General features: G+C 69.8%; 24 protein-coding genes and 1 tRNA gene. 14 read left to right on the top strand and 11 right to left on the bottom strand.

What is annotated here, in order from left to right; all coding sequences use genetic code 11:
* Window positions 1-15: 15 nt before the first annotated feature.
* Window positions 16-396, bottom strand: a complete 381-nt coding sequence (locus ACTWQA_RS05430) for a hypothetical protein (protein WP_443158185.1) — start codon at window positions 394-396, stop codon at window positions 16-18.
* Window positions 397-450: 54 nt separating this feature from the next.
* Between ACTWQA_RS05430 and ACTWQA_RS05425 the strand changes: the two genes are divergently transcribed.
* From ACTWQA_RS05425 to ACTWQA_RS05415, 3 genes are all read left to right on the top strand, one after another.
* Window positions 451-708, top strand: a complete 258-nt coding sequence (locus tag ACTWQA_RS05425) for a hypothetical protein (RefSeq protein WP_443158184.1) — start codon at window positions 451-453, stop codon at window positions 706-708.
* A 7-nt stretch (window positions 709-715) separates the two neighbouring features.
* Complete coding sequence (locus ACTWQA_RS05420) at window positions 716-1,738, top strand: SDR family oxidoreductase (RefSeq protein WP_443158183.1); 1,023 nt, start codon at window positions 716-718, stop codon at window positions 1,736-1,738.
* 109 nt (window positions 1,739-1,847) lie between these two features.
* Window positions 1,848-2,444: a nucleotidyltransferase gene (locus tag ACTWQA_RS05415; RefSeq protein WP_305916530.1), complete on the top strand. Its 597-nt coding sequence runs from the start codon at window positions 1,848-1,850 to the stop codon at window positions 2,442-2,444.
* Here ACTWQA_RS05415 and secA2 read toward each other — a convergent pair.
* From secA2 to ACTWQA_RS05390, 5 genes are all read right to left on the bottom strand, one after another.
* A complete protein-coding gene (secA2, locus tag ACTWQA_RS05410; RefSeq protein ID WP_443158182.1) occupies window positions 2,441-4,591 on the bottom strand; it encodes an accessory Sec system translocase SecA2 in 2,151 nt (716 codons plus the stop codon). The two genes, ACTWQA_RS05415 and secA2, sit on opposite strands and share 4 nt — an antisense overlap.
* A gap of 140 nt (window positions 4,592-4,731) precedes the next feature.
* A complete protein-coding gene (locus tag ACTWQA_RS05405) occupies window positions 4,732-5,655 on the bottom strand; it encodes a DMT family transporter (RefSeq protein ID WP_443158181.1) in 924 nt (307 codons plus the stop codon).
* Window positions 5,656-5,849: 194 nt separating this feature from the next.
* Window positions 5,850-6,668, bottom strand: a complete 819-nt coding sequence (locus ACTWQA_RS05400; protein ID WP_443158180.1) for an SAM-dependent methyltransferase — start codon at window positions 6,666-6,668, stop codon at window positions 5,850-5,852.
* Between the two features lie 89 nt (window positions 6,669-6,757).
* Window positions 6,758-7,234: a hypothetical protein gene (locus tag ACTWQA_RS05395; RefSeq protein WP_443158179.1), complete on the bottom strand. Its 477-nt coding sequence runs from the start codon at window positions 7,232-7,234 to the stop codon at window positions 6,758-6,760.
* A 196-nt stretch (window positions 7,235-7,430) separates the two neighbouring features.
* Window positions 7,431-7,847 carry an acyltransferase family protein gene (locus ACTWQA_RS05390; RefSeq protein ID WP_443158178.1) on the bottom strand — a complete coding sequence of 139 codons (417 nt, stop codon included), beginning with the start codon at window positions 7,845-7,847 and terminating at the stop codon, window positions 7,431-7,433.
* A 221-nt stretch (window positions 7,848-8,068) separates the two neighbouring features.
* Here ACTWQA_RS05390 and ACTWQA_RS05385 point away from each other — a divergent pair, with 221 nt between their 5' ends.
* Both ACTWQA_RS05385 and ACTWQA_RS05380 read left to right on the top strand, forming a co-directional pair.
* Window positions 8,069-8,443 carry a VOC family protein gene (locus ACTWQA_RS05385; RefSeq protein WP_443158177.1) on the top strand — a complete coding sequence of 125 codons (375 nt, stop codon included), beginning with the start codon at window positions 8,069-8,071 and terminating at the stop codon, window positions 8,441-8,443.
* A gap of 175 nt (window positions 8,444-8,618) precedes the next feature.
* Window positions 8,619-9,509: a hypothetical protein gene (locus ACTWQA_RS05380; protein WP_443158176.1), complete on the top strand. Its 891-nt coding sequence runs from the start codon at window positions 8,619-8,621 to the stop codon at window positions 9,507-9,509.
* Here ACTWQA_RS05380 and ACTWQA_RS05375 read toward each other — a convergent pair.
* Window positions 9,495-10,652: an FAD-dependent monooxygenase gene (locus tag ACTWQA_RS05375; protein ID WP_443158175.1), complete on the bottom strand. Its 1,158-nt coding sequence runs from the start codon at window positions 10,650-10,652 to the stop codon at window positions 9,495-9,497. The genes ACTWQA_RS05380 and ACTWQA_RS05375 overlap by 15 nt on opposite strands.
* A gap of 85 nt (window positions 10,653-10,737) precedes the next feature.
* On the opposite strand from ACTWQA_RS05375, the gene ACTWQA_RS05370 reads away from it, so the two are divergent.
* A complete protein-coding gene (locus ACTWQA_RS05370; protein WP_443158174.1) occupies window positions 10,738-11,295 on the top strand; it encodes a TetR/AcrR family transcriptional regulator in 558 nt (185 codons plus the stop codon).
* A gap of 3 nt (window positions 11,296-11,298) precedes the next feature.
* On the opposite strand, the gene ACTWQA_RS05365 is transcribed toward ACTWQA_RS05370, so the two are convergent.
* A complete protein-coding gene (locus ACTWQA_RS05365; RefSeq protein WP_443158173.1) occupies window positions 11,299-11,877 on the bottom strand; it encodes a GNAT family N-acetyltransferase in 579 nt (192 codons plus the stop codon).
* A 106-nt stretch (window positions 11,878-11,983) separates the two neighbouring features.
* Between ACTWQA_RS05365 and ACTWQA_RS05360 the strand changes: the two genes are divergently transcribed.
* From ACTWQA_RS05360 to ACTWQA_RS05350, 3 genes are read left to right on the top strand one after another with little or no spacing between them, the layout of a single operon-like run.
* Window positions 11,984-13,186, top strand: a complete 1,203-nt coding sequence (locus tag ACTWQA_RS05360) for an acyl-CoA dehydrogenase family protein (RefSeq protein ID WP_443158172.1) — start codon at window positions 11,984-11,986, stop codon at window positions 13,184-13,186.
* Complete coding sequence (locus ACTWQA_RS05355) at window positions 13,183-14,346, top strand: acyl-CoA dehydrogenase family protein (protein WP_443158171.1); 1,164 nt, start codon at window positions 13,183-13,185, stop codon at window positions 14,344-14,346. The genes ACTWQA_RS05360 and ACTWQA_RS05355 overlap by 4 nt, the downstream gene beginning before the upstream one ends.
* Window positions 14,343-15,386: an acyl-CoA dehydrogenase family protein gene (locus ACTWQA_RS05350; RefSeq protein WP_443158170.1), complete on the top strand. Its 1,044-nt coding sequence runs from the start codon at window positions 14,343-14,345 to the stop codon at window positions 15,384-15,386. Before ACTWQA_RS05355 ends, ACTWQA_RS05350 begins: the two co-directional genes overlap by 4 nt.
* Here ACTWQA_RS05350 and ACTWQA_RS05345 read toward each other — a convergent pair.
* On the bottom strand, window positions 15,357-15,956 hold the full coding sequence (locus tag ACTWQA_RS05345; RefSeq protein ID WP_443158169.1) for a TetR/AcrR family transcriptional regulator: 600 nt from the start codon (window positions 15,954-15,956) through the stop codon (window positions 15,357-15,359). The two genes, ACTWQA_RS05350 and ACTWQA_RS05345, sit on opposite strands and share 30 nt — an antisense overlap.
* Before the next feature lie 153 nt (window positions 15,957-16,109).
* On the opposite strand from ACTWQA_RS05345, the gene ACTWQA_RS05340 reads away from it, so the two are divergent.
* Window positions 16,110-16,877, top strand: a complete 768-nt coding sequence (locus ACTWQA_RS05340) for a nuclease-related domain-containing protein (RefSeq protein ID WP_443158168.1) — start codon at window positions 16,110-16,112, stop codon at window positions 16,875-16,877.
* Here ACTWQA_RS05340 and ACTWQA_RS05335 read toward each other — a convergent pair.
* Together ACTWQA_RS05335 and ACTWQA_RS05330 are read right to left on the bottom strand one after the other, a co-directional pair.
* On the bottom strand, window positions 16,874-18,241 hold the full coding sequence (locus ACTWQA_RS05335) for a vWA domain-containing protein (RefSeq protein WP_443158167.1): 1,368 nt from the start codon (window positions 18,239-18,241) through the stop codon (window positions 16,874-16,876). The genes ACTWQA_RS05340 and ACTWQA_RS05335 overlap by 4 nt on opposite strands.
* A complete protein-coding gene (locus ACTWQA_RS05330; RefSeq protein ID WP_305916513.1) occupies window positions 18,234-19,073 on the bottom strand; it encodes an AAA family ATPase in 840 nt (279 codons plus the stop codon). Before ACTWQA_RS05330 ends, ACTWQA_RS05335 begins: the two co-directional genes overlap by 8 nt.
* Window positions 19,074-19,209: 136 nt before the next feature.
* On the opposite strand from ACTWQA_RS05330, the gene ACTWQA_RS05325 reads away from it, so the two are divergent.
* The 4 genes from ACTWQA_RS05325 (at window position 19,210) to ACTWQA_RS05310 (ending at window position 21,106) form a co-directional block, all read left to right on the top strand.
* A tRNA-Lys gene (locus ACTWQA_RS05325) sits at window positions 19,210-19,283 on the top strand.
* Between the two features lie 19 nt (window positions 19,284-19,302).
* A complete protein-coding gene (locus ACTWQA_RS05320) occupies window positions 19,303-19,680 on the top strand; it encodes a hypothetical protein (RefSeq protein WP_443158166.1) in 378 nt (125 codons plus the stop codon).
* Window positions 19,681-19,776: 96 nt separating this feature from the next.
* Window positions 19,777-20,442 (top strand): hypothetical protein, encoded by a 666-nt coding sequence (locus ACTWQA_RS05315; RefSeq protein WP_443158165.1) that lies wholly within the window; start codon window positions 19,777-19,779, stop codon window positions 20,440-20,442.
* A gap of 193 nt (window positions 20,443-20,635) precedes the next feature.
* Window positions 20,636-21,106: a plasmid pRiA4b ORF-3 family protein gene (locus tag ACTWQA_RS05310; protein WP_443158164.1), complete on the top strand. Its 471-nt coding sequence runs from the start codon at window positions 20,636-20,638 to the stop codon at window positions 21,104-21,106.
* The last annotated feature ends 86 nt before the right edge of the window (window positions 21,107-21,192 follow it).

Raw genomic sequence — 21,192 nt, 5'->3', positions numbered from 1 at the left:
CCGGGCATGAACCGCTCAAACGGTACGAATCAGCTCTATGACCGCCCGTTCCACCAGGCCCGCCGCTCTCTGCCTCTTGGCCGGCCCCTCCAACGCGGCCGGTCTGGACACCGCCAGCCCCACGGCCGCCAGGACCGTGGCGTGCCAGGTGCGGAAGTCCTTGTCGTAGCTCTCGCCGCCGATGCGGAAGAAGCCGATCTCCGGCAGGCGTGCGGCCGCCGCCAGCACCCGGTCGAACTTGGCCCGGTCCTGCTGCTCGCTCCATACGTCGTGGTAGCGGTACTGCCTGCGGTCGGCCGCGTCCGTGCCGACGGCCTGCAGGTAGCTGAATCCGCGCCCGCGGCGCCGCCGCGCGATCCCCGGCTCACTCTGGTCACTGAGATGCAGCTCCGGCACGAAGGGCGGCTACCCAGGACGTTAGGTGGCAAACAGGAAGGGCAGGTGAGCGCCATGGCTGATAAGGGAGAGTGGCACGAGGAGCGGGACCGTAAAGGCCACGCCATGGTGCCGGCCACACCGCGTGACGTGGTCCACATCAGGGTGGGCTCGTTCATGCTGGTGTGCGCGTTCGCGTTCGCGGTGCTGGGGGTCATCACCGGGGCGCCCGTGATGACGGCGATCGCCATCGCGCTGGCCGTGGGCACGGTGGTCGACATCATCCTGGCCGTACGGCGTCAGAATCGGCGGAGCGACGGAGAGGCGGGCTGATCTCGACATGGCACCACTTCGCGGGCGAGTTGTGGTGGTGACAGGCGCGAGTGGCGGAGTCGGCCGGGCGGTCGCGCGCGAATTGGGGCAGCAGGGCGCGGAGGTGGCATTGATCGCACGTGGGACGACGGGGCTGGGAGCCGCCGCCGTGGACGTGGGCGTCGCGGGCGGCAGCGGCCAGGTGTACGAGGCGGACGTGGCGGACTACGACCAGGTGAGGCAGGCGGCCGAGCGCATTGAGGCGGAGCAGGGGCCGATCGCGGTCTGGATCAACATCGCCTTCTCCAGCGTTTTCGCCAAATTCACTGACATCACCCCGGAGGAGTACGAGCGCACCACAGCGGTCACGTACCTGGGGTACGTCTGGGGCACCAAGGTCGCCCTGGACCTCATGCGCCCGCGCAACGCGGGCGCCATCGTGCAGGCGGGCTCGGCGTTGGCGCAGCGCGGCATCCCGCTGCAGTCGGCGTACTGCGGCGCCAAGCACGCGATCAAGGGATTCACGGAGTCGGTCCGCACGGAGCTGATGGCCGGCCGCAGCGACATCCACATCACGCTGGTGCAGCTGCCCGCGCTCAACACCCCGCAGTTCGACTGGGTGCTGTCCAAGCTCCGCCGCCACCCGCAGCCGGTGCCGCCGATCTACCAGCCGGAGGTCGCGGCCAAGGCCATCGTGTACGCGGCCGAGCATCCCGAGCGCAAGGAATACTGGGTCGGCGCCCCCACCGTCGCCACCCTGCTGGCGCAGCGGGTGGCGCCGGCACTGGTGGACCGGTACGTGGCGCGCACCGGGATCCGCTCCCAGCAGACGGACGAGAAGCCGCCGAGCGGGGTGTCCAACTTGTGGGAGCCGGCGGACGAGAGCACGGACTACGGCGCGCACGGCGCGTTCGACCGGCGCTCCCACGGGCGCAGCCCGCAGCTGTGGTTGTCCCTGCACCGCGGCCCTGTCCTGCTCGCGCTGGCCGGCGCCGCGGCCGCCGGCGCCGCCGCGACCGCCCTCCGCCGTACCACGTCGGCGCCGCCGTGACCGCCTTCCGCCGCACCACCGCCCGGCCTTGATCCGCCGTCGTCGTCGCCTGGCCTCAGGCGCGCGCGTGCAAACGTCTACTCGGTGACCGTTTGGGTAGCCCGACCACATGAGTAGCCATGGCCACGCGGTCACCGACGCCATCCTTGACACGCTCAAGCGTGCCAGCTCCGGGCTGAAGGATGCCGGAGTGAAGTTCGCGCTGGCCGGGGGCTGCGCCGCGTACGCGAGGGGCGCCGCGCCCTCGCTGCACGATGTGGACTTCGTGCTCACCGAGCACGACGTGCCCGCCGCCCTTGAGGCACTGCGGGCGATCGGGTTCCAGACCGCCAAGCCGCCCGAGGACTGGCTGGTCAAAGCGTACGACGAGGGCCGGCTGGTGGACCTGATCTACCGGGTGTCCGACCTGCCGATCACCGACGAGCTGCTCGACCGGGCCGAGCCGCTGAAGGCGTCAGCGGTGATCGTGCCCGTGCTGGAGGCCACCGACCTGGTGATCTCGTGGCTGCTGCCGCTGTCGGAGCACGCCTGCGACTACGGGGCGCTGCTGGCCCAGGTCCGCGCGATGCGCGAGCAGGTCGACTGGCCGCGCGTGGCGGCCGTGACCGCGGACTCGCCGTACGCGGCCACGTTCATCACCCTGCTGGAGCGGCTCGGCGTACTCAACGGGCCGGTCGAGCCGTCCGGCGATCCCAAGTGGCCCTAGCCGCGCCGCGTGGCCGCGGTGACTCTCCGGAGGATGCGGTCCCATTCCGTGCCGAACGGGTTGTCCTGCACCAGATAAGTCCACGTCGCCTGCGGCCGCCTCAGCTCCCGCTCCGGCGACTCGAACGACTCCAGCGACCGCCGCTCCACCTCGGCGAGCAGCGATTTGTACTCGGCCACGGCCTCCCGTTGGAACTCGTCGATCGGGCTCATCCGGCCCAGCGCCCGCAGGTGGATGCCCTCGCGCAGGTCGGTCAGGAACGCCAGGTGCTCGGTCCAGCAGGTGTCGATGGCGTGCAGCACGATCTGGCGGGCCGTCTCGTCCCTGGTGTCCTCGGGCAGCTCCGCCCAGCGCTCGGGATCGGCCGCGGCCAGGGCCTTGGCGGCGGCGTCGCCGTGCAGGACCTTGTCACGCCACTCCAGGATCAGCTCGCGCTGGTGCTCCAGCAGCCGGGTGTAGCGCCACGTGTTGCGGTGGATCTCCAGGTTGACGCCCTCGGCGACGCGCTGGGCGTGGCCCACGAGGTAGGCGCCGCGCCGGTGACGCACGACCCCGTCGGCGTCCGCGGCAGGCGGGCGCTCGTCGGGGACGAACTGGGTGATCAGATCGTCCTGCGTGCTGACGAAGAACACCGAGCCGCCGGGGTCGCCCTGGCGGCCGGCGCGGCCCCGGAGCTGGTCGTCGAGCCGGCTGCTGGCGTGGCGTCCTGAGCCGATCACGTAGAGCCCGCCGAGCTCGGCCACGCCCTCGCCGAGCCGGATGTCGGTGCCGCGGCCGGCCATCTGGGTGGAGACGGTGATCGCGTCGCGCTCGCCGGCCTTGGCGATGATCGCGGCCTCTTCGGCGTCGTTCTTCGCGTTGAGCACGACCGGCTCCAGGCCGCGCCGCTGCAGCAGCTTGGCGAGGTTTTCCGACTCGGCCACGTCGAGCGTGCCGATGAGGATCGGCCGGCCCGTGGCGTGCGCCTCCTGGATCTCCTCGACCAGCGCGGCGTCCTTGTCGGGCACGGTCGGATAGATGCGGTCCGGCTCGTCCTTCCTGACACACGGCCGGTTGGACGGGATCACGGCGACCTTGAGCCCGTAGAACTCGCCCAGCTGCTCGCTGACGGCCACGGCGGTGCCGGTCATGCCGCAGATCTGCGGGTAGCGGCGGATCAGGCCCTGCACGGTGATCGAGTCGAGGATCTCGCCCTTCTCGCTGGGCGGCAGCGCCTCCTTGGCCTCCACGGCCGCCTGCAGGCCGTTGGGCCAGCGCTGCAGCAGCGCCACTCGGCCGCGCGAGGGGTTGATCAGCTGCACCTTGCCGTCGCGCACGATGTAGTCCACGTCGCGGGCCAGCAGCGCGTGGGCGTGCAGGGCCAGGTTGAGCTCGATCAGCGTGCCCGGCTCGTGCTCGTCGTAGAGCTCGACGCCGAGGAGGTTTTCCACGCTGTCGGCGCCCTTGGGGGTGAGGTAGACGTTGCGGGCCTGCTCGTCGATCTCGTAGTGGTAGCCCCGGACGAGCTGCCTGACCAGGGCCGCCATCTCCGGCACCGCGTTGCCGGGGTCGGTGGAGCCGGCCATGACCAGCGGCACCCGGGCCTCGTCGACCAGCACGGAGTCGGCCTCGTCGATCAGCGCGACCTCGGGCGCGGGCACGATGATCTCGCTCGCGTCCGTACGGATCCGGTCGCGCAGCACGTCGAACCCGATCTCGCTGACCGGCCCGTAGGTGACGTCCTTCGCGTACGCCGCGCGCCGCTCGTCCGGCGTGGAGTTTTGACCGATCCAGCCCACGCTCACCCCGAGCGCCTCGTAGAACGGCCCCATCCATTCGGCGTCGCGCCTGGCCAGGTAGTCGTTGACGGAGATCACGTGCACGCGCTTGCCCTGCAGCGCATAGCCCGCCGCGGCCATGGCGCCGGCCAGCGTCTTGCCCTCGCCGGTCGCCATCTCGGCGACCTTCCCGTCGAGCAGCGCGAGCGTGCCGAGCAACTGCACGTCATATGGCCGCAGCCCGAGGGTCCGGTCGGCGGCCTCCCGCGCGACGGCGCAGAACTCGGCCAGGTCGCCCATGTCCGGTTTGGGCAGCTCGTCAAGCTTCGCCACCCGCTCGGCGCGAGCGTCAGCCGCCTTGACGGTCTTCTGGTAGCCCGTCAAGGGCACGCCTCCTGGACGGTCCAGGAGGTTTTTGAATATTCCCTTTATCGAGGCCACAGTTCCTCCAACGCGCGCCGCGCCGACACCGTTCCCCGCACTCGCGAGGCGGGCCGCCGTACCGGACCTTAACCCATCCGGAGCCCCACTCAGCCTGCTTCCGCCCGCGCCACGAGCACGGCGACGGCGGCGAGCAGCAGCACGCACCCCGACCAGGCGAGAAGTGTGAGATGTTCGCCGAACACCGCCACGCCGAGCAGTGCCGCGCCCACGGCCTCACCCAAGGAGATGATCGAGACCGTGGTGGCGCTCAGCGCGGTCAGCGCACGGAAATACAGCCCGTACGCCAGCGCCGTCGGCACCACGCCCAGATAGACCAGCAAGGCGGCCGTGGCCAGGCTCATCTCCGGCACGACTCCCTCCACCAGCGCGAACGGCGCCAGGCACGCCGCGCCCACGACGAACCCGCCGATCGCCGTGCCCCGCGGGTCGTCGCTGTGGCGGCGGGAGAACAGTGTGACGCCGGCGTACCCGGCGGCCGAGGCCAGGGCGAAGCCGATGCCGGCGACGGAGGATGTACGGGCCTGCAGTGCGGTTTCGGCAGTGAGCAGGGCGAGCCCGGCCAGGGCGGCGGCCAGTGAGGCGAACGCGACCTTGCCGAGGCGCTCGCGCAGCAGGAAACGGCTGCCCAGGGCGGCGAAGACGGGAGTGGCGCCCATCGTGACCACGGTGGCGACGGCCACGCCGGAATGAGTGATCGCGGCGAAGTAGGCAGCCTGGTAGACGGCCATCCCGAAGCCGATAGGCAACACGCGCCAGGTCAGCCGGCTTTGATCATGGTCGCGCCGGCCTGCGTCGCTCTCTCCGGCCGGGTTCCTGCGCTTGGTGGAGGACGGAAGGGGAGTGAGGGCGAGCAGGCAGGCGGCGCCGATCAGGTAGCGCCAGAGTGACACGCCGACGGGGCCGAGGCCGCCGGTCTCGAAGAGGAGCGAACCGGCCGCGCCGCCGGTGCCCCAGGCGGTCGCGGCCACGGACACGTACACGGCGCCCCGCCGGGCGGAGACATGGGTCATGACAGGAGCTCTCCGATGGGAGTGGTGGAAATGGGCCCGGTACGCGGGCAGCAGCCACTCCCGGATCAGTCAGACCCGGAGATTTCAGGAAAGGCCGCCCGCTACTGGGCGGGCGGCGGAGAGCAGATCAAACGTCGCGGCACAGACCTCACCCTAGCGCCTCACGCCGGCGGCTCACGGGCGGCGCCGGCCCCTCAGAGGTGCGGCTTGCGGGCCACCCCGCCCAGCAGCAACTCCTCCCAGGGCGCCAGCGGCCCCGGGATCCGCTCGTCGGGATGCCATTCCGGCAGGTGCACCACACCAGGCTCCACGGGCGCCAGGCCGTCGAAGAAACCGGAGATGGCCGCCCGCTCACGGAAGTGCCCGGTGCCCATGGTCGCCTGGAGCAGCACCTCCAGAGCCTTGGCCTTGGGGCTTGGGGAGGCCATGAGGCTCGAGGCGGCGAGGTAGCTGCCCGGCGCCAGCGCGGCCATGTACCGCTTGACCAGCCCGTGCGGATCCTCCTGGTCGGACAGCAGGTGCAGCAGCCCGACGGCCAGGAGCCCCGTGGGCTGCGTCAGGTCGATGAGCTTGGTCAGCGCCGGGTGCCCGAGCACGGATTCCACGTCGCGGACGTCGGCGGTGATCGCGTCGGCGTTCGGGTTGCCGCTGAGTAGCGCGCGGGCGTGCGGCTCCACCATGGGGTCGATGTCCACGTAGACCACCCGGCACCGGGGATCGGCGAACTGGGCGACCTCGTGCGTGTTCTCCACCGTGGGAAGCCCGGCGCCCAGGTCGACGATCTGCCTGATGCCCGCCTCGCGGACGAGGAAGTCCACGACCCGGCCGAGGAAGGCGCGGTTGCACCAGACCAGGTTCACCACCTCGGGCACCGCGTCCTTCAGCCTGCGGGCCACGGAGCGATCGGAGGCGAAGTTCTCCAGGCCGCCGAGCAGGGCGTCATGGACGCGCGCCACGCTCGGCTGGTCCGGATCGACGCCGGGGGGAGCCCACTCGTGACTGTTCAGACTCACGCGGGCCTCCTTCCGTCCGATGAGGCGGATGCTATCCGCACCTGGGGCTCCGACGCCCGGCCTGGCAGGCGGTTGTCAGGAGAGTCAGGTCACCGTGTCGGCTGTCCCGCCACGAGCACCCCGAGCGCCGGGGCGACCGGCCGGCGCGAGAGCAGGCGCTTGAGCGCGGGCGCGAGCGGCCGCTCCACGAACCTGTGCACCAGGTACGCCGCCCCCAGCATGACGAGGATGAGCCCGCACAGCAGCACGTGCGCGTCGACCGCGTCCCCGAGCCTGGCGAACACGATGAAGCCGATGTGGGCGTGCAGTAGGTAGAGCGGGTACGTCAGCGCCCCGGCCGGCACCAGCAACGGCCTGGTCAGCCGCTGGGTGACGCGCAGCGCCACGAGCGTCATGACCAGGAAGATGACCACGACGACGGTCGTGATGATCGCGGGCGAGTACGTGACGGAGTAACGGTCGCCGACCGCGTCGGCGTACCCGATGGCCCGGTAGACGGCGTTGCCCAGGCAGATCGGCACGAGCAACGCAGTCCATAGGTTGAATCCGAACTTGTAGAGCGTCAAGTGCACCCACCTGGCGGGAGGAGCTTGCTCTCGCGACTTCCGGCTGGCTGCCGGACGACCGTAGCGTCCGGGCGCTTGACAACGCCCCAGGCGGCATGCCGCCCGCGATGAAGTGATGGCCGGTATCGGGCCAGGAGCCGTTTCCCGGTCGCCCGGTGCCTTCAGCCCCGTCCATCACCCGTGCGTAACCATAGCATCACCCATCGGCACTCTCGCGGGCTTTGGTGATGTCGGGCACCGCCTGGAACATCGTCAGGTTCGCCAGCACCTGCGGCAACGTCACCTGGAACATCCCCTGCCCCAGCGTCACGGCGACTGTGGCGGTGACGGCGACGCCGACCCAGTAGGCGGGGTAGAGCCGCACGGCCCGCGACACCAGGAACGCCCGCGGGCTCCTGCCCCACGCGCTCATCAGCACCACGAACCCGCTGATCAGGAAGAACAGGTCCACGCCGAGGTAGCCGTACTTGGACCAGGAACTCTCCTCGGGGAAGGCGACCGGGCTGGCGCCGCCGACCCAGCCGGAGAACGTGTAGTGGAACACCACGACGCACAGCGCCGCCAGAAGTCGGAGCCCGTCGAGCTCGTACAGCCTGTCTGACCTGTTTCGCATGGGTCCACCCCTTCCTGTCATGGAGAGGGTGCGCTCGGACCCTTGCGCCGGGGTTGACATCGCCTGCCTGCAAGCACTTTGTAAGGGATTTACCGAGACGCGTCGCGCGCACCAAGGCGGAGATCAAGGACGCGCCCCTCGGCGGGCGCGGCCCTTCGCCGCGTGACGTTGCGGCGTCGTACCTGACAGCAGATGGCAGGTACGGCTGGAACGCTGGATCCATGACGACGAAGGCGAAACTCCTGGCGTTCACCATCGACTGCGCCGAGCCCAAGAAACTGGCCGAGTTCTACCACGAGATCACCGGCTTGGACATCCAGTACGCGGAGGACGAGTACGCGGCCGTGGGCGACGGCACCACGAACATCTACTTCGGCCGGGTCGCCGACCGCAGGCCGGTGACGTGGCCCAGCCCGGACAAGCAGTTCCACCTCGACTTCCGGGTGCCGGACGTGGAGAAGGCGGCAGAGGAGTACATCGCGCTGGGGGCGACCAGGCCCGCGTTCCAGCCGGGGGTCACGGAGGAGGGGACACGCTGGATCGTCCTCCAGGACCCGGAGGGCCACCTGTTCTGCGTCTGCCCGGAGGCGTCCTGACGTGGGCCGCGGTAGCCGGAAGGGGCTGTGCTGACCTGCCGATGGGCTAGATGTTCGTGCAGGCGGGGAGCGAGATTCACTCAATGATCCGCCTAAAGTATGATTCCATCGCTCCGCTCGCCTCCTAAGCTGGAGCAATGCTCTTGGAAGGATCCATGCCCCCGCGTGGGCGCTCATGACCTGGGTCGGCCTGATCATCGCCCTGGCCGGAGCGCTCGGATACGCGCTCGGCGCAGCCCTGCAACAGTACGAGGCGGTGGCCGAGGGTGCCTCGCTCAGGCTGGTCCGACGCCCCCGCTGGTGGATCGGCGGCGTCATCGGGTTCACCGGCGCCTGCCTGCATGCCGTTGCCCTGAGCTTCGCGCCGCTGGTCGCCGTCCAGCCCATCAGCGTCGCCACGCTGGTGTTCGCCGTGCCGCTGGCGGCGTTCATGTACGGGCGCAAGCCGTACAAGGCGGAGATCTTCGGCTCGATCGCGGTAGCCGTGGGGCTGCTCTGGCTGATGCTGCTGGTGCCGCACCACGACGTGCCGCCTCGGCTCGGTGCCGGAGCCGCACTCGGGTTCATCGCCGTGATCGGGGCGATCGTCCTGGTCACCCAGGTGATGGCGGGCCGCGTCCACGGCCCCGGGCGAGCGCTGCTGCTCAGCGTGGGGGCGGGGGCGGTCACCGCCAGCGTGTCGACGTTCGTGCGGGTGGTCGGCGGCGGCATGGAGGGCGATTGGGGGCGGCTGATCCACTGGTTCACCCTCGCCGTGCCCGTGTTGCTGATCTGCGCGGTGGTGCTGCTGCAGCGCTCGTACGCCGTGGGGTATTTCGGGATCGCGTACGCCGGCGTGCAGGTCGTCGACCCGATCACCTCGGTGCTGGCCGGCGCGCTCCTCCTCGGCGAGCCCCTGCCGACCAGCCCGTCCACCGCGATCCCCGCCCTGCTGGCCAGCGCCCTCACCATCGGCGGCACGATCACCCTTGGCCGCCTTGCCCCCGATCACACCCAGCCGGCCCCAGTCGAGGTCCCCCCGGTGCCGTCCCCGCACCGGGTGACAGCGACCTCAGACGCCACCTGATCGGGCACATGTAGCCCCCACCGGTGGACGCCAGCTCAGCACCTCATCCATGGATCGCAACATCATGTCCGGCATGGTCCGGGCGGCCAGGGACATCCCGAGGTCGCGCAGCCGGACGGCCACCGGGTTGCGGATCTTGGTCATCCCGCAGATGCGCCTCGACTGCCGCACGACCTTCGACGTCCGCCCCAGCCGGGCGGCGGTGTAGGCACTGAGGCCGCCGCTACCCGCCATGTGGGCGAGGACGACCGCGTCCTCGATCGCCTGACAGGCCCCCTGCCCCAGGTTCGGTGTCATCGCGTGCGCCGCGTCCCCGACCAGCGCCACCTTCCCGCGGTGGAAGGCAGGCAGCGGAGTGTCGAAGGAGTAGACGTCGTTACGCTTGATCATCCCGGGATCGGCCGCCCGCAGCAGCGCGGGAATCGGCTCGTGCCAGTCCCCGAACCTCCGCAGCAGCTCCTCCCGCTCGTCCCCGAACGTGGTTCCCGCGGGCAGCACATCGGTCGCGTACACGTACACCAGGTCATCGGCCAGAGGTGCGACCCCGAACACGAGCCCCCTTCCCCAGCTCTCCGTGCTCTGGACATCCAGATCACCCCGAGGGATGAGACCCCGCCAGGCCGAAACCCCTGAGTACGCCGGCCCGGGATGCTCGGGAAAGAGCGCCTGCCGGACCTTCGAGTGAATGCCGTCGGCGGCCACGATCAGATCCGCCCGTAGATCACCTTCATGGGTACGCACGATGCCCTCGTCGGCGTCCACACCGGACACGCTGACCCCCAACCGCAGCCGATCGGCCCCCAGCGCGTCCGCGAGCACCTCCATCAGCGTGGCCCGCAGCGTGACGACCACCGAATCCCCGTAGCGGGCCTGCGCCGCATCGGGCGTGGTCCGCACCAGCCACGGCCCGTTGCCCCGGCGAATCCCCACCTGTCCCTGGATCCTGGACAGCTTGCGTAGGTGATCCCCCAGGTCGAGCGTGTCGAGCGCCTTGAGGGCGTTGGCCGCGATCGCCAGCCCCGACCCGACCGGATCGATCTTGGGGGCTCGCTCCAACACGGTCACGTCCCACCCGTTGCGCCGCAGCGCGATCCCGCTGCTCAGCCCGCCGATCCCGCCGCCGATCACTACAGCCCTGGGCATCTCACGACCCTCTCACTACTACGCCTGTAGTCTCACCATACTACGTCTGTAGTTCAGGTGCACTACCGCTGTAGTATCGGGATCCGTGAAGCGTTCGGAGACCGTTGCGGACACGGCCATCACGTTGCTGGCCGAGCGCGGCATGCGCGGCCTCACCCACCGAGCCGTCGACGAGGCCGCGGGCCTGCCGTCCGGTTCCACCTCCAACCTGGCCCGCACCCGCGCCGCCCTGCTGGAGCTGACCTTGTCGCGGCTCACGGAGCTGGAGCTGCGGGCGCTCGCGCCGGCGTACCGGAGCGAGGCACTGGAGCTGTCCGACCTGCCTGCTGTGATGGGCGAGGCGCTGCACATCCAGCTCCAGGACCGCAGGCGCACGCTGGCCCGTTACGAGCTGGCGCTGGAGGCGACGCGGCGGCCCGAGCTGCGCGAGATCTACGACGCGGCGGGCCGCCGCTTCCGCGATCCCGCCGTCGCCCTGCTGGCCGCGGTGGGCTCACGCGATCCGGTACGGCACGCGCGCCAGCTGGTGGCCTTCGGCGAAGGCCTCATGTTCGACGCCATCGCGGGCGCCGGTGCCATGCCCACCTTGGACGAGCTCATCGAGGCCATGCGGGACCTCCTGACCGGCATGCTCGGCACCTGACGGTCACCCGCGATGCAGGCGAGCCCGGTGTTCCGGCCACTCCTCTTCGAGGATGCCGAAACAGACCGTGTCACGCCAGGTGCCGTCGGGCCTCTTCCGATGCCGTCGCAGGGTGCCCTCATGGAACCCACCGATGCGCTTGATGGCGTTCTGGGAGCGGAGGTTGAGGTTGTCCGTCTTGAGCAGGACGCGGTTGTAGCCGAACTCGAAGGCGTGGTCGATGAACAGCAGCTTGCAAGCGGTGTTGACGGCTGTGCGCCAGACCGCGCGGCCGTACCAGGTCCAGCCGATCTCGATGCTCGCCTCGAAGCCCGGCACGTCGGCGTAGGTGGTCCAGCCGACGGCCCGCCCGCTCTCCTTGAGCACCACGGCGAAGGGGATGTGCTTGTCGTCGTGGATCAGCCCCAGCGCGACCTTCCCCAGCTCCTCCTCCGACCGCGGGGTCGCGACGGACATCCAGCGCCACACCTCCTCGTCCCCGCCTCCGGCGGCGAACAGGTCGGGCACGTGGTGGAGGGCGAGTGGCTCGAGCCGGACGACGTCGTTCTCGAGCACCACAGGGATAGGCAACTTCGTGGTCATGGCGGCAACCCTAGGGGGAGCCGAATGTCAGGATTATGGCCACATGGCGGTTTTTGCGGGAGACCACCTGTCGACACGCATACCGGCCGGTCGGTAGGCTCACGTCATGGACTTCGCCTTTGACAAAGTCACCGAGGACCTGCGCGAGCGTCTGCTGCGCTTCATGGACGAGTGCGTCTACCCCGCCGAGCCTGCCTTCGAGGAGCAGGCGGCGACCAGCGGCTGGAGCACACCGCCGCTGATGTCCGACCTGAAGGACGAGGCCAGGAAGCGCGGCCTGTGGAACCTGTTCCTGCCGGGCGAGCATGGCGCCGGGCTCACGAACCTCCAATACGCGCCCCTCGCCGAGATCATGGGCCGGAGTCCCACCATCGCGCCCACCGCCACCAACTGCGCCGCGCCCGACACCGGCAACATGGAAGTGCTGTCGATGTTCGGCAGCGAGTGGCAGCGCAAGGAATGGCTGCAGCCGCTGCTCGACGGCGAGATCCGCTCCGCGTTCGCGATGACCGAGCCCGACGTGGCCTCCTCCGACGCCACCAACATCGCCACCTCGATCGTGCGCGACGGCGACGAGTACGTCATCAACGGCCGTAAGTGGTTCATCTCAGGCGCGATGAACCCCAACTGCAAGATCTTCATCGTCATGGGCAAGACGAATCCCGACGCGCCCACGCACCGCCAGCAGAGCATGATCCTGGTGCCCCGCGACACGCCCGGCCTGCACATCAAGCGCGGCATGCACGTGTTCGGCTACACCGACGCCGACCACGGTGGCCACGCCGAGATCGAGTTCCAGGACGTCCGCGTCCCGGCCGAAAACCTGATCGGCGAGGAAGGCGGCGGCTTCGCCGTCGCCCAGGCCAGGCTCGGCCCCGGCCGCATCCACCACTGCATGCGCCTGATCGGCATGGCCGAGCGGGCGGTCGAGCTCATGTGCAAGCGCGCGCTGGCCAGGACCACGTTCGGCAAGCCCGTCGCGCAGCAGGGCGTCGTCCAGGACTGGATCGCCGAGTCCCGCATCAAGATCGAGCAGTTGCGCCTGCTCGTGCTCAAGACCGCCTGGCTCATGGACACGGTCGGCAACCAGGGCGCCCACACCGAGATCCAGGCCATCAAGATCTCCACCCCGATCACCGTGGAGTGGATCCTCGACAAGGCCGTGCAGGTGCACGGCGCGGGCGGCGTCTCGCAGGACTTCCCGCTGGCCGCGCTGTGGGCGGGCGCCCGCTCGCTGCGCCTGGCGGACGGGCCCGACGAGGTGCACAAGCGGTCGCTGGCCTATCGCGAGCTCAAGAGGTGGATGTGAACGAGGCGGAGATCAAGGAGCGGGTCGCGGCGTTCCTCGGCGAGCACGACCCCGGCGGGGACCGGCCGGCGTTCCTGCGAGCGAGGTTCGACGCCGGGCTCGCCTGGGTGTGGTTCCCCGAAGGGCTCGGCGGGCTGGGGGTGACCAGGGAGCTGCAGCAGGTCGTGGAGCGGGAGCTGGCCGGCACACCGCAGATCAACACCGGTGTCCAGGGCATCGGACTCGGCATGGCGGCGCCGACGATCCTGGCGTTCGGCACGGAGGAGCAGCAGCGCCGCTTCCTGCGTCCGCTGTGGACGGGGGAGGAGATCTGGTGCCAGCTCTTCAGCGAGCCGGGCGCCGGGTCGGACCTGGCCACGCTCGCGACCAGGGCGGTCAGGGACGGGGACGAATGGGTCGTGGACGGCCAGAAGGTCTGGACGTCCGGCGCCCATCATGCGCGGTGGGGCATCCTCGTCACCCGTACCGACCCTGACGTGCCGAAACACCGCGGGATGACGTACTTCGTCTGTGACATGCACGCGCCCGGCGTCGAGGTGCGGCCGCTGCGGCAGATCACCGGCGAGGCCGAGTTCAACGAGGTGTTCCTCACCGGCGTGCGGCTGCCCGACGACCTGCGGCTCGGCGAAGTCGGCGACGGCTGGCGAGTGGCGCAGACCACGCTCATGAACGAGCGGGTCGCCATCGGCGGCGCGCCCGTGCGGCGCGGCGGCGGCATGGTCGGGCCCGTGCTCGACGCCTGGCACGCGCACCCCGAGCTGCGTACGCACGACCTGCACCAGCGGTTGCTGGCGCTCTGGGTGGAGGCCGAGGTCACCCGCCTGTCGGGGACGCGGCTGCGCGAGCAGCTCGCCGCCGGGCACCCCGGGCCCGAGGGGTCGGGCATGAAGTTGTCGTTCGCCAAGCTCAACCAGGCGCTGTCGGGTTTCGAGGTCGAGTTCCAGCGTGACCTGGGCTACGACGACTGGGCGTTCCGCCGCTCGGAGGACGTCGACTTCTACGGCCGCGGCCCCGGATACCGCTACCTGCGGGCCAAGGGCAACTCGATCGAGGGCGGCACGTCCGAGATCCTGCGCAACATCATCGCCGAGCGGGTGCTCGGCCTGCCCTCGGAACCCCGCGTCGACAAGGACGTGCCCTGGAAGGACCTGCCGCGATGACACTCCTTTACTCCGAGGTCGAGGAGGAGCTGCGGGCGGCCGTGCGCGGGCTGCTCGCCGACCGGTGCCCGCCCGCCGCGGTGCTGAAACGGATCGAATCCGACCCCTATGACCTGGACGTGTGGAAGACGCTGGCCGGCGAGATCGGCGTGGCCGGGCTGCTGATCCCCGAAGAGCTCGGCGGCGCCGGCGCGTCGGCCAGCGAGGTGGCCGTCGTGCTGGAGGAGCTGGGCCGGGCGGTGGCGCCGGTGCCGTTCTTCACCAGCTCGGTGCTGGCCACCCAGGCGCTGCTGCCGACCGGGGACGCCCTGCTCGGGGAGCTGGCCGAGGGCCGGACGACGGCCGCGCTGGCGGTGTCGTTCGCGGCCTCGCCGTACCGGCCGCTGCGTGGCTCGTCGGTGCGGATCGAGGACGGGCGGTTGTCGGGCACGGTCACCGGCGTGGCCGGGGCGGACGTGGCCGACGTGCTGCTCGTGCCGGTGGACGGCGACCTGTACACCGCCGAAGGGGCGACCGTGGAGCTCGTGCCGTCGCTCGACCTGACCAGGCCGGTGGCCACCGTCACGTTCGAGCGGGCGCGGGCCCGCCGCGTCGGGGCCTGCGACCTGGCCGCGGTGCTGCGCTCCGGCGCGGCGCTGCTGGCCTCCGAACAGCTCGGGGTGGCCGAGTGGTGCCTCGAGTCGACGCTCGCCTACGTCAAGGAGCGCCACCAGTTCGCCCGTCCCGTCGGCTCCTTCCAGGCGATCAAGCACCGGCTGGCCGACCTGTGGCTGGACGTGGTCAGGGCCAGGGCCGCCGCCAGGAACGCGGTCGCCGACCCCTCGCCGCTCTCCGTGGCCGTGGCCCAGTCATGGAACGCCGCCGTGGCCGTACACGCCGCCGAGGAGGCCCTGCAGTTGCACGGCGGGATCGGGATGACGTGGGAGCACCCCGTCCATCTCTATCTCAAGCGCGCCAAGGCCACTGAGATCGCACTGGGCACGCCCGGCGACCACCGTGAGGCGCTGGCCTCACTCGCCGGCGTCCCCGGCCCCGAGTGAGGCGAGCAGCAGGTCGGCGAAGTGCCTGCCCACCTGGGCGCCGGTCAGCGGCCCCGCCGCGTGGAACCACGTGCCCAGGTGGTGCACCGAGCCGAAGAAGTAGTCCACGACCAGCTCGGCGGGCACCTTGTCGCTGAAGACGCCCGTGCGCTGCCCTTCGGCCACCAGCTCGCGGAACCGCTCGTGGTAGCGGCGGCGCTCGGCCCGCACGGTCTTCTGCGTCTCGGGCGCGAGCAGGTGCATCGACCTGAAGAAGATCTTGGAGTCGTCGAGGTTCGCGGTCGTGGTCTCCACGACGTCGGCCGCTGCCTTGTGCAGGCGCTCCTTCAGCGTGCCCGGGCCGTCGGCGATCTGCGTCAACCGGTCCATCTGCATGCGCAGCACCCGGGCGTAGATCTCGTGCAGTAGATCGTCTTTGGAGTCGAAATAGTGGTACATGGCGCCCTTGGTGACGCCGGCGGCTGACACGACCTCCTGCACAGAGGTGCCCTCGAACCCGCGCTCGGCGAACAAGCGGGTCGCCTCGGCCAGGAGCCGCTGCCTGACCGGTTCCTCTTTCCCATGAGTCACGGACCTAGCATACCGACTGGTCGGTTACTGGCCTTGCTGGTTCGAATGGCGTCACCTTAGGCTTGCCTTGGTTCGCGGAAGGGTATCCCTTGACCGGCGAGGGATCTTCGGCGTGGCAGATCCTGTTTCACCTACTCATTCGGGGAGTTTGCCGTGCCCGGTGGCTCTATCTACGTGCAGCCAAGCGAGAAGTACACAGGGAATTCCCCCCAGTGGTGGTACGAGAAGTTCTGGCGTGAGGATGCCCAGAACCGCCGCCGGGCGAGATACGTCAAGACGGCTGTGGGGTTCGTCCTGGGCGTGGCGCTGGCGATCAGGTTCGACCTCACGGGCGCCGCGCCGTTCATCGGCCTCTTCCTCGGCGGCCTGGTCGCCGGGGGCGACTGGTTCCTCGACTGGCGTTCGTTCCACGCGACCGCGGTCTGGCGTGGGGCCAAACGCGGTGAGGCGATCACAGGAAGGCTCCTGCGCAGGTCGCTCGGCAAGCAGGGCTACAACGTGCTCGACGGCCGCGCCATCCGCGACCAGGCCTCCATCGACCACCTGGTCATCGGCCCGGCCGGGGTGTGGATCGTCGACAACGAGTCCTGGAGCCCCGACACCGAGATCGCCTGCTACGCCGGGCGGCTGTTCTTCGGCGAGAAGTACGGCTCCAAGGAGGCCAAGGCGCTGGTGGGAACCGCCGAGGCGTTCGCCGAGCTGCTGACCCGCGAGACGGGCGTCCCGGTGACGATCTCCCCCATGCTCGCGGTCCACTGTGGGGACATGCCCAAGGGCGGCATCCTGGTGGCCGAGGGGCTCACGCTGCTCAAGCCCCGGCTGGCGGCCAAGGTGATCAAGGCGGCCGAGGGGCGGGTCTACACCGAGGAGCAGATCGAGCTGCTCACCCGCACGGCGGCCAGGGCGCTGCAGAAGGTCTAAGCCAGCGTTTCGATGAACGCGGTGAGCTGGGCGACGTTGCGGCACTCGTGCATCGGGACGACCGTGCCGTAGTCGCCCGCCACCGAGTCGCCCGTGTCCCACTGCCGCCTCGGCTCGGGATTGAGCCAGTAGGCGTGCCGGGACCTGGAGACCAGATCCTTCAGCACGTCCAGGGCGGGCGGCTGGTAGTTCGAGCGGGCGTCGCCGAGGATCAGCAGTGACGTCTTGGGGCCGATCGCGTCGCCGTACCGCTCGGCGAAGCGCTGCAGCGAGTGGCCGTAGTTGGTGCGGCCGAAGCGCACCATGTCGGCCTCGTTCGCCAGCCTGGTCATCGCCTCGACCACGTCGGCGCCCGGCACGAAGAACCTGGTGATCTCGTCCACCGTGTCCACGAAGCCGAACGCCCGCACCTTCGTGAACTGCTCCCGCAACGCGTACGTGAGCAGCAGCGTGAAGTGCGCGAACGACGAGACCGAGTCGCTGGTGTCGCAGAGGATGACCAGCTCCGGCTTGTGCGGCCGGGGCGGCCTGAAGTGGGTGATCAGCGGCACGCCGCCGCTCTGCAGCGAGGCCCGCATCGTCCTGCGGAAGTCCAGCCGCCCGCGCCGGCCCTTCCTGTGCTTGATCGTCAGCCGCGCCGCCAGGCGCCTGGCCAGCGGATAGACCTCCCTGCGCAGCCGGGCCAGGTCGGCCTTCGTGACGCGCAGGAAGTCGATCTGGTCGAGTGGGGGGCGGACGGTGGAGCGGGCGATGCGCTCGATCCCGGAGTCCTCGGCGATGCGACGGCGCACGTCGGTGGCGACGGCCTCCTCGAAGCGCCGGATGCCGGCGTTGACCTGCTGGCGCACGGTCTTCTCCGCCAGGCCGCCGCGGTCCTGGCCGGTCAGGACATTGCGGAGGATGCGGGCCATCAGGGTCTCGGGGGACAGGGCACGCATGACGCTGTAGGAGAACCAGCCCTGGCGGCCGGGGCCGGCGGGCTGGCGTCCGAAGCGCTCGACCATGGCCTGGGCGAACTCGCGCATCTCCTGGTCGGCGCCGCCGGTCAAGAGGCTTGCGAGGTGCTCACGAAGGTCCTCAACCGACGCCTTTTCCGGATTTATCGTCTTATCCAGGCGCTCGGCGTACATGCCGCTTGTCGCCGCCGGGAACCACAGGTCGAACAGCACGTCGAACCCCGGCCGGTACGCGGGCTTCTTCACCAGCGTCGCCGCGTAAGCGGCGCGCAACGACTCCCGGTCGGCCAGCTCGATCATCCGCAGCGCGTGCGCCGCGTCCAGCCCTTCGGCCACCGACACCGGCACCCCGGCGGCGCGCAACGCGTGCACGAACCCCACATGCCGATCCACGAGAGAGTCAGGCATCCGGCAACCCCAGCTCCTTGACCGCCCGCACCTGATCGGAGGCGTGCTTGAGCACCACGCCCAGGGTTCCCGCGACGGTCGCCTCGTCCAGCTCCTCCCGGCCGAGCGCCAGCAGCGTGTTGGCCCAGTCCACGGTCTCGGCCACCGACGGCGCCTTCTTCAGCTCCAGCGCCCGCAGCGTCGCGACCGTCCTGGCCAGCTGCTCGGCCAGATCGGCCCGGATCGTGGGCACCTGGCTGAGCACGATGTCCCGCTCCCGCTCAGGGGTCGGGTACTCGAGGTGCAGGTAGAGGCAGCGCCGCTTGAGCGCCTCGGAAAGCTCGCGGGTGGCGTTGGAGGTCAGCACCACGTACGGCCGGCGCGTCGCGGCGATGGTCCCCAGCTCGGGGATCGTCACCTGGAAGTCGGACAGCAGCTCCAGCAGCAGCCCCTCGACTTCCACGTCGGCCTTGTCGGTCTCGTCGATGAGCAGCACGGTGGGGTTCGCCGACCTGATCGCCTTGAGCAGCGGCCGCTCCAGCAGGAACTCCTCGCTGAAGATGTCGTCATCGGCGCTGGTGGCCTGGATCCTGAGCAACTGCTTCTTGTAGTTCCACTCATACAGCGCCCGGGCCTCGTCGAGCCCCTCGTAACACTGCAACCTGACCAGTTGGGCGCCCGTGGCCAGGGCGACCGCCTTGGCCAGCTGCGTCTTCCCGACGCCCGCGGGCCCTTCGACCAGCAGCGGCTTGCCCAGCGCCGCGGCCAGGAACACCGAGGTGGAGATGGCGTCGTCGGAGAGGTAGTCCACGGCGGCGAGCCGTTCCGTCACGTCGGCGGGCGAGTCGAACATCGATGATCCTGTCTGCCGGGGCTCGGTGCCGAACTTTATTCTAGCCAGGCTGAGCTTTCGCCGCCCGGCCCGGCGTCAGGAGCCCGCCTGATACCGATTCGACCAGGATGAGGATCACCGGTATATTCCTCTGCAGGCGCCGCTAGCTCAGTTGGTTAGAGCAGCTGACTCTTAATCAGCGGGTCCGGGGTTCGAGTCCCTGGCGGCGCACCGAGAAGAAACCCAGGTCATGAACGTGACCTGGGTTTCTTTGTTGAGTGGCCATCCGAATGCCGATCGAGATCGCGGAAATACTGTCTGCCGCTGGTCTGCCAATGCTCGCCAAGTCCGCGCCGTCTACTGGCGGCCGCCGGTTTGGTCATCTACTCCGCTGGTTGTAGAGGACCACTCTTCCTCAGGCGGATTTCAGCGCCCGACGCCGCCCGCCATTCTGAACCGGTACCTGGACCTGGGAGAGGCGATCGTGACGAAAACCCTTGGATTCCGGCTAGCCAAGCCGTGGCGCAAGGCGATCCTGGTGGCCGCCTGGCTCTCGCTCTACAAGCCATTCGGCAAGATCAAGCCAACGGGGCGGGTGCGGTATGCAACTGGTGAATACCACCGCTGATCCACCCCTTGGTTCTCAGAGCCTCCCTGGGCACCCTACGTGCCCGACACAGCACCGCCTCGCGTTGCGAGAAACCGCCTATCAAGGAGACAATCCATGGCCGCCCCTGCCCAGCGGGAACCTCGCCCCGACGGCGTAGCCCGGCACTCGAGCCTGATCGTGGCCGCCACCGGCCATGTCGCACTGACCATCGGCTACGTCATCGCCAACCGATCCACCCCGCAACCGGGTGCCACCGACACCCAGGTGCTCCACTACGCGCAAAGCCACGGCGGCACGATGACGCTGGGCGCGCTTCTGCTCATCGCCTCCGCTGTGGCATTGGTGCTGCTGGCGGCGGCCATGCACCAGCGATTGCGGGCACTCGGCGCCACCACGTACAGCCGCGCGCTCACCCTGACGGGGGGGCTGATGGCCGCCGGCGCCTTGACCGGCAGCGCACTCTACATCTGGCGTGGCGCCGGCGCCGCCACCACCGACGAGGCAGTCGCCTTCGCCGAATGGTCGTTCATCTTCGGCGGCCCGGCATTCGCCGCCACACTCGCCGTGCTGATCCTGGGCACCTCGACGGCAAGCGTTCGCCTCCCGCGCGCGATCAACGTGACCGGCCTGCTCCTTGCCGCCGCAGGGCTGGTGTCCATCCTCAGCCCGGCCATCACGCCCCTTTCCTACCTGCTGCCAATCGTCCGATTCGGCGGGCTGATCTGGCTGGGATTCGCTGCCACCCAGTTGGCGCGCAGTCGTACAAGCTCAAAGGTTTAGTGGCCCGCGCGGGCCGCAACAGCAGGTGAAGCCCTGCGAAGGTGCGTCTGCGCGGACGAGTCGGCTGCCGAGGAGTGGGTCGCTCGCGCCCGGTCGTGCCCGCTCGGCCAGGTAACTGGCCTGCTCCCACTGACCAGCCGCCTGCGGGCCGCTTTCCACGGCCAGGCCACCCGGTAGATCGCCGTCGACTCCGATGCCGGTCTACGAGCTCAAGATCTCCCTGGCCGCCGCGATGTGGCGGCGGGTCCTGGTGCCGGAGAAGTGCTCGCTCGGCCGCCTGCACCAGGTCATCCGGGTGCTGTTCGGCTGCTCTGGCCACCACCTGCATGTGTTCAACGTGGGCAGGCGCCGCTACAGCGACCCGTTCGCCCGGCTGGAGGAGTGCGGGGACGAGGGTCTATGCCACCTGAAGCGGGTGCTGCCCGCCCCCCGGTCGACGCTGTCGTACACCTACGACCTCGGTGACTGCTGGCAGCGCGAGATAGTCCTGGAGAAGGTCCTCCCCGAGGAGACCCCCGTGGGAGGACGATGTGGACGAGTGACCAGGGCCCTGGCTCAGGCTTCGGGTAGTTCCAGTTTCAGTGCGCGAGTCCGGACCCGTTCGTCACCCGTGCGCTCGATCACGGCATTCAAGAGTTACCGGCCGATGTCAGGACTCCTCTGACTTGTCGCGGATGCCGGCAGCATCTGGACGGCGTCCAGGGTGCTCATGGGTTTCCTGAAGGGCGGGATGTAACGGAGCGCAGTGAC

Origin of the sequence: Nonomuraea sp. 10N515B, assembly GCF_052245915.1 — a bacterium.
Classification (GTDB): domain Bacteria; phylum Actinomycetota; class Actinomycetes; order Streptosporangiales; family Streptosporangiaceae; genus Nonomuraea.
The sequence above is the reverse complement of the archived record's forward strand: the minus strand, read 5'-3'. Positions and strand labels throughout refer to the sequence as shown.